The 7,248-nt window shown below is 60.9% G+C and carries 6 protein-coding genes and 1 riboswitch; of the genes, 4 read left to right on the top strand and 2 right to left on the bottom strand.

Annotated elements, in window-relative coordinates:
• Together NW863_RS07380 and NW863_RS07375 are read right to left on the bottom strand one after the other, a co-directional pair.
• Positions 1 to 389 (bottom strand): LptF/LptG family permease (locus tag NW863_RS07380; RefSeq protein WP_414365587.1); only part of this gene is annotated, 389 nt, incomplete at its 3' end.
• A 222-nt stretch (positions 390 to 611) separates the two neighbouring features.
• Complete coding sequence (locus NW863_RS07375) at positions 612 to 1,817, bottom strand: pentapeptide repeat-containing protein (RefSeq protein WP_414365586.1); 1,206 nt, start codon at positions 1,815 to 1,817, stop codon at positions 612 to 614.
• Between the two features lie 163 nt (positions 1,818 to 1,980).
• Here NW863_RS07375 and NW863_RS07370 point away from each other — a divergent pair, with 163 nt between their 5' ends.
• The 4 genes from NW863_RS07370 to NW863_RS07355 all read left to right on the top strand — a co-directional run.
• Positions 1,981 to 3,801, top strand: coding sequence for a DUF1565 domain-containing protein (locus tag NW863_RS07370; protein ID WP_414365585.1), 1,821 nt, complete (start codon positions 1,981 to 1,983; stop codon positions 3,799 to 3,801).
• 91 nt (positions 3,802 to 3,892) lie between these two features.
• A riboswitch (cobalamin riboswitch) is annotated at positions 3,893 to 4,034 on the top strand.
• 39 nt (positions 4,035 to 4,073) lie between these two features.
• Complete coding sequence (locus NW863_RS07365; RefSeq protein ID WP_414365584.1) at positions 4,074 to 6,020, top strand: TonB-dependent receptor plug domain-containing protein; 1,947 nt, start codon at positions 4,074 to 4,076, stop codon at positions 6,018 to 6,020.
• Positions 6,021 to 6,109: 89 nt separating this feature from the next.
• Positions 6,110 to 6,520 carry a DUF1636 domain-containing protein gene (locus NW863_RS07360; protein ID WP_414334715.1) on the top strand — a complete coding sequence of 137 codons (411 nt, stop codon included), beginning with the start codon at positions 6,110 to 6,112 and terminating at the stop codon, positions 6,518 to 6,520.
• A 9-nt stretch (positions 6,521 to 6,529) separates the two neighbouring features.
• Positions 6,530 to 7,248: (2Fe-2S) ferredoxin domain-containing protein (locus NW863_RS07355; protein ID WP_414365583.1), on the top strand; the 719-nt coding region annotated here is incomplete at its 3' end.

The following is a 7,248-nucleotide window of genomic DNA, read 5'->3' as shown; positions in this document are numbered from 1 at the left end:
GGCAAGAGCACGTTGCTGATTAAAAAAGCGCTCAGGCTCATGAGCAGCCCCACCAGCAACAGGGGACGAAAGATGCGCGTAAACGGGATCCCGGCTGCCCGCATGGCGGTAATTTCGCTGTTGCCGCTCAGCTTGCCCAAGGTGAGTAGGGTGGCAAAAAAAGCAGCGATGGGCATGCCCAGCACCACCATCTCGGGCAGATCCAACATCAAGAGCCGCAACACCGTCAGGGGGGGCACGGATCCCTCGACCAGCCGCTCGGCCAGGGTAAAGAGCCGGCCCGCCAAAAGCAGCAGGGTTCCCCCAGCTATACCGGCCAAAAGGGGGGTGAGCATCTGTCCAAAGAGGTAGCGCTCCAGCAGCCAGAACTTGGTGAACAAGCGGGCCATGGGCAAAAGTTGAGGGATTAGGGCTATTTCAAGCTAGCGTGAACGGTTCTCCGGCAGGCCCTCACCCCCGATCCCTCTCCCAGAGGGAGCATTCCCTCACCCCCGGCCCCTCTCCCTCTGGGAGAGGGGAGCTGGGATCAACTCACAAGCTGTTTTATGCTGTTTGCCATGACCCTAGCAGCACTGGCGTTGAACCCAGGGTTGCCGGCCATTGGCTCTGGATCAGGGCCGTAGGGAGGCTGGCGGTTCGGCGGGAGGGGGTAAGGGCTCGCTGCTGCCGCCGGGATCCAAGCGGGAATTGGGGGGCGAAGGGTCGGGATCCAGTTTGGCCCCCCAGGCGGCTAGGTAAGCGCGCTGCTCAGGAGAAAGGCGACGGGCGCCGCGGAAGTCTGCTCCCGCCACGATGGCGCCGGCATAGGCTCCCGTTTTGAAATCGGGCTTTTGTCCTGGCTGGGCCGGGGAAGCGGTCTGCAGGGATCCCACAAACAAGAGGGCGCGGTAGAGATCGGCCCCGCGCAGGTCGGCATTGCGTAGGTTGGCCCCGCAGAGGTTGGTGTGGCTAAGATCGCAACCCCGCAGGTCAGCTCCTTCCAGGCTGGCTTCACTGAAATCCACCCCCCGCAACAGGGTGCCATGCAGGTCGGCCCCTTCCAGCATGGTGCCCAGGTTAACCACGCGGATCCCGTTGAGGCGATCCCGCTGGTAGCCGCCTTTGCCGTCCAAAATGGGCCGGCCCAGGTGTTCGTCGCGGCGCAGGGGGCTGAGCAAGTTGGCGGTGGAGAGGAAGCGCAGAATCTTGGCTTTCCCGAAGCGATCCACGCCGTTCAAGATGGCCGCCGTGCGCCCGGCCGCAATGGCCCGCTCCAGGGGCCAGTCGTCCAACTGCCCGTCAGGGGAGAGAACCAGGTTGGAGATACCCTCGAAGTAGGCGTCGATGGTCTGCTGCTGGGTAATGGTGTTCTGCTGGATGGTGAGGTCGCGGGAGATAACGTATTGCCGCCAGGCAATATAGGCGGCCAGGAGAGCGATGAAGATCTGCCCGGTAGCGCCGAACACCTCGCCCAAAGCCCCAATCGCCTCCCAGCTCAGGGATCGCAGGGTTGAGAGAACCCCACTCCAGACCACTGCCCCTGCCACGGCCAAGCCAAGGGCCGCCGCCGCCCATCCCAGGCTGGGCCACGTGGTTAGCCACTGCCAGAGATCGCGCCCAATCTGCACCCAGAGCGGCTGCCCCCACCAGCCGGCCAAGCCCAGCCAAGCCAGCACCGCCCCCCAGCCCAAAACTGGCTGCCCCGTCAACCCCGCCAGCGCCAGCAGCCCCGCCGGGATCCCCAACAGCAGCAGGTTAAGCAGGGGGCGCCCAGACGAGAGGGAAGCCAGCGGCAACTCTTGGGAGGAGCCTTCGCGGGCAAGGGCTTCTTCGGTCATGGCAAGGGTATACTCTAGGGGTAGCGTTGGATCTACAAAAAAAAGCCTGCGTCAGTCCGTATTTGGAGTTGGGGAAGAGGGCAGGATCCCGCCTCTCGGGTTTGGTAGGATAGCCTCGACCCTCCTTCCTTCTCTGGCCCAGCCTGGTGTGAGGATGACTCCTATGATTGCTTGCTTATCGTTTATCCGTCTGCAGAAATCCGGCGAACACCAATTTACAGCAGTCCTGCCTGACTTGTGGTTGCAGCGCCATGGCTCCCCAACCCTGGCACGACTGGCTGCCTCTCTGCTGTTGAGCACCAGCTTACTGCTGGCGGCAGGAAGGGATCCCAGTTGGGCGCAAACTTCCCTGGACACTGGCCTTTTGGAGAAGCAGGCCCTGCCCCAGGCGCCACCGCTGCCGGACGACCGCCCGGCCATTTTTGTTGATGCCGCCAACGGCAGCGATACCCAAGGGGATGGATCCCGCAACAACCCCTTCAAGACCATCACCCATGCCATCGGACAAGCGCCAGCGGGCAGCATCATCCAGCTGCTGCCGGGGATCTACAGCGCAGAAAGCGGCGAAGTCTTCCCCATCCGCCTCAAGGCTGGCCTCATCTTGCGCGGGGACGAGTCCACCCTAGGGGAGGGCTACCTGATCGATGGCGGCGGCACCTACATGAGCCCGACCTTGGCCCGGCAAAATGTTGCTCTGCTGGCCGAGACCGGCTCAGAGGTGCGCGGGGTTACCCTGCGCAACCAGGGGCGGCGCGGCTATGCCCTCTGGATAGAATCGGCTTCCCCCCGCATTCTCAACAACAGCTTTGTGGGCAGCATCCACGACGGCATTTTCATTGCTGGCGCCTCCAACCCCTGGATAGAGGGCAACCGCTTCTACAAAAATGGGGCCAACGGCATCTCCGTCTTGGGTACTTCCCAGCCTACCATTGTCAACAACCTCTTCCAAGAGACCGGCTTTGGCCTCACCATCGACCAGCGCTCGGCGCCGATGGTGCGCAACAACCGCATCCTGCAAAACCGCACCGGCATTGTGGTTGGCGGCAGCGCCCGGCCCATCTTGCGCAACAATCTCATTGCCCGCAACCTGGAGACTGGCCTGACAGCTATCACCAACGCCCAGCCCGATCTGGGCACGGCCTCGGATCCTGGCAACAACATTTTTGAGGGCAACGGCCAGTACGACATCCACAACGCCACCCGCGGCCTGCGCCTCAACGCCAACGGCAACCAACTGGCGGGCAAAACCAAAGGGGAGCTGGATCTAGCGGGCCAAACCACGGTTGCTGCCCTGCCCAGCAGCGCCCCACCACCCATTGCTGCAGGCGGCCTGACGCTGCCCAGCGCTCCCCCGGCTCCCAGCCGGGATCCCCAGCCGGCGGCGGCCAAGCCAGCCGAAACTTCCCCAAACCTACCGGTGGTGGCGGTGCCGCAATCGACGGCCCCCCTTCCCCCTCCTGCAGCGGGCTCGGGAGGGCGTATTTTGCCCAGCAGCCCCAGCCAGCCGTCGGGCGCTCAACCCCAGGAGTTTGTTGCCGTCCCCTTCACCCCCGATGGCTCTACCACGCCTGCCCAGCCGGTTGAGCCGGCTCCTGCCGCCCCTGTCCGCCAGGCCTCTGCAGCTCCCCTTACCGACATCACCACCCTGCTGCCGCCGCCGGCCCGCCGCCAAGCCAGAGAAAACCCTCCTACCTCCTCCTCTGCACCCTCAAGCTCGGCCCCAGCTTCTCCTGCTCAGGCTGCCGACAAGGACTCCGTCCCGCTGACGCGAGCGGCAACCCAGTTTCGCGTCTTGGTAACCCCCAAGGGCAGCGACGACTTGCAGCGGCTGCGGCAGCTCGTCCCCGAAGCGGTGGAGACCGTGTTCAACGGCAGGAGAGTGCTGCAGGCCGGCCTCTACGACAACCGCAGCCAAGCCCAGTCGGTCTTGGATCGCCTGTTGGACGCCGGCTTTGACGCGGTGGCGGAGATGATCTTCCGTTGACCTCACTGCCCAGGGATCCCCCCCGGCAGGATAGGAACTCCCCAGCAGGGGAGGTATGATGCCTAGCACGGCTTTTTCCAAAAGGACTGAGGAGGAAGCCGTGCCGTCAGGTTGCTCTGGGGATCAGCCAGGGCAAGCAATGGGGAAAGTCCGGTGCAAATCCGGCGCTGTGCCGCAACTGTGATGGGCTAAGGCCCTCAGTCAGGATGCCCGCCTGCGGCTTTGGCTCACAGCTTAGCTCTTCCGCGTCGCACGGAAGCAGGAGCAACCGGATGAAAGTAATTGTTGTATGTCTCAGCCTTGGGCTGGGGAGCTGGAGTTTGGGGATCCCAGCCTGGGCGCAAGCGGTCTTGGACACCAGTCTTAGTGCCGAGATTTTCAATCAACCCGTCACCACACCGTTTCGCCGCCCTGGCTTGCTGCGGGACTCTTCGCGCCCAGTCTATGTCATCACCCGCCAGCAGATGCGCGAGCAAGGGGCAAGGACGGTGCAAGAAGCCCTGCGCTATCTGCCTGGGATCCTCAGCGATGGCACAGCGGGAACTCAGTTGGGAGCTCTTAGCTCTCAATTCATGCGAGGGGCGCGAACGGCGCAGGTGTTGGTGCTCTTGGACGGCCGCCCCCTCAACGATCTGGGCTTCTTTGGCGGGTTTGACCTCTCTCAACTCACCACAGATATTGTCGAGCGAATTGAAGTCTCTCCCGGTGGCGGCTCTACTCTGTATGGCTCGGATGCTGTTGGCGGCGTGATCAACATCGTTACGGTGGAGCCACAGCCAGAAACGGAGACGGTGCTGGAAGCGGCGGTCGGCAGCTACGGCCTCAATGAGCAAGGGATCCAAAGTCGGGGCCAAGCCCAGGATCTGGGCTGGGTGCTCAGCTATCGCCGTCTGAAAAGTAACAACGACTTTCCCTTTGCAATTGAGCGGCTGGGCAAGTCAGGCAAGCGGGAAAACTCGGCGGTGGAGTACCACAACTTGCAGGCCAAGCTTACCTGGCAACTGGCCAAAGACCAAGTCCTAACAGCCAACGCCCTCTACCTCAATAAAGCCTTTCGTGTGCCCGGCAGTGTGGAATTTCCCTCTCCCGATGCAGAGCAAAACACCAACGATCTGCTGCTGGATCTCAGTTGGCTGTGGACTCAGGCAACAGGATCCCTGCAGGCAAGAGTCTTTTTTGACGATCTCAACTACCGTTTCAGTGCTCCGCAAAGCCAGGGATCCCGCGACGTCATCCTGCGCAATGGCTGGGGATCCCAGCTGCAGTATGCTTGGCAAGCCGGCGAAAACCTAGAGGGAGCTTTGGGGGTAGATTATCGCTCCATCTCAGCTCGCAATACAACTTTTTCCTTTGCCAACGGTTCTGCCAATATCAACTACGACGATACGGTTAACCAGGGCGCCCTGTTTGCCCGCCTGGATTACAGCCCGGATCCCAACTTCCACCTTGATCTGGGCATGCGCCAGGACTTCAGCAGTTTGGCCAATAGCTCGGCCACCTCGCCGGCTGTGGGGATCCGCTGGACAGTGGCGGAAGGCACCACCTTGAGAGCCAACTACGCCAGCAGCTTTCGCACCCCCTTGATCTCGGAATTGTTCTTTCGGCTGCGAGGCTTTTTTGAAGTGGATGGCAACCCCAATCTCCGCCCAGAGCGAGGGGAGAGCTTTGACGTTGGCTTGGATCAGAGCCTGGGAGATTTTGGCCTGCTGCGGCTAACGTTTGCCCACAACCGCATCCGCGATGGCATCACCTTTGTCAGCCTGGGGCCGCGCCAGGGAACCTATGAGAATATTGGGCTGGTCGAATACACCGGCCTGGAAGCGGCTTTGGATTTGCGTTTGGGGGAAAACTGGACGCTTTTTGCCAACTACACCCTCAATGATCCCATCATCCGCGCTGCACTTAACCCGGCCACAGTTGGCAAACAGCTAGCCTTTGTGGGAGCCGATAGCTTCAACCTAGGCCTAACCTATCGCTATGAGCAGGGCGGGTACGGCTCGATCTTGATCCATCACATTGGGAGCTTTTTTACCAACAACTCCAATACGGAATCCCTGCCAGGCTATACCACCGTGGCTTTGCGGGGAGGGATCCCGTTGACTGAGGCCCTGAGCCTAGAGTTGGGGATCGACAACCTGCTGGATGAGCAGTATGAAGTTTTCCCCGGCTATCCCGGCGTTGGCCGCACGCTGAGGGTGAGCTTGCGGGGGCAATTTTAGCATCCTCTCGGGCTGTTTTTGGCTAACTATCTAGAACAAGCTGCCCTAGTGGAATTGTCTGCTTTGCAGTGGAGTTTGGATACAACTCTATGGTGAGCGCGACCAACTTTCCCTCTATTTCTCCATCGACAACTTTGGCTCAAGCTGAGTCTAAACATTGCCTCTGGGTTTGCACCACCTGTGGATCTCGCTGGGTCAACGGCCAAAAAGAAGGGATCAGCAAGGGAGAAATGCTCCTAGCTGCCTTGCAATCCCAAAGGCTCAATCCCCAACTGCAACTGAAGCCAGTTGCCTGTATGAGCGGCTGCAGCCACGCTTGTGTGGTTGCGCTGGCAGCCCCCCGAAAGATGACCTATGTCTTTGGCGATCTCGATCCAAAAGACGTGGAGCCAATCTTGCAAACGGCGGAGCTGTATTTGACAAAGCCCGATGGGATCCTGCCCTGGGCAGAGCGCCCCATCAAAAAGGGGGTGATTGCCCGCATTCCGCCAATCCAATAGGAGCAACCTATGGCTGTTTTCAATCCCTGGGTCCCACCCTTAAATCAAACTTGGCAAGAGGTTTCCCCCACCGGCTGGACAACCGTTTACGAAGGGATCCCGGCTCACATCGACTGTCTTGGGCCGCTGCTCTATGAGCTCTTTCAGGAGCGCTGGGCCGAGATCCAAGTGGGCCAGGTGGTGGAGGGTGGCGTCCTGGAAGCGGCCTTCAAGGATCCCCCTACTCTCTGTGTGCTCTACGACGGCTACTTGACCGTGGCCACGGAAACTTGGCATTTGCATCTGTGTTTGGAGGAACACCAGGGCGGCCCCTACCGCAGAACTCCTCCTGAGCTGCGCCGCAAAAGATTGGTCGGCCGCGCCGCCCTCTATCGCCGCCTCAATCCGCAGGGCCAGCCTCGCCAATGGGGGATCCAGTTTTGGAACGGGACAGAGGAATCGCTGCTGCAGATCTTTTTGCCCAGTCCCTTTTTGGGGCCAGGAGAAGACTACCTGCCCGAAGGCAAAGCCGACTATCAGCAGCTTTCCCTTTATGAACGCCTGCGAGCCATTTACGTCGAGGGAAAAGAGCGGATCCCTTACGCAGATAACCCTCTCAAGCGGCCCTATTTGGCGGTTTGCCGTTCCAGCCGCTGCTATCCTTCTCGCCACTATCAGCCGGTGGTGGAAGCTTTGCAATCGGCCCTGCGCGAGGCCAATCTGGATGTTCCGGTTATCACCTCAGGATG

Source organism: Synechococcus sp. B60.1 (genome assembly GCF_047462555.1).
GTDB lineage: Bacteria > Cyanobacteriota > Cyanobacteriia > Thermostichales > Thermostichaceae > Thermostichus.
Note: the sequence above shows the minus strand (reverse complement) of the source record. Positions and strands in the feature narration are given on the sequence as shown.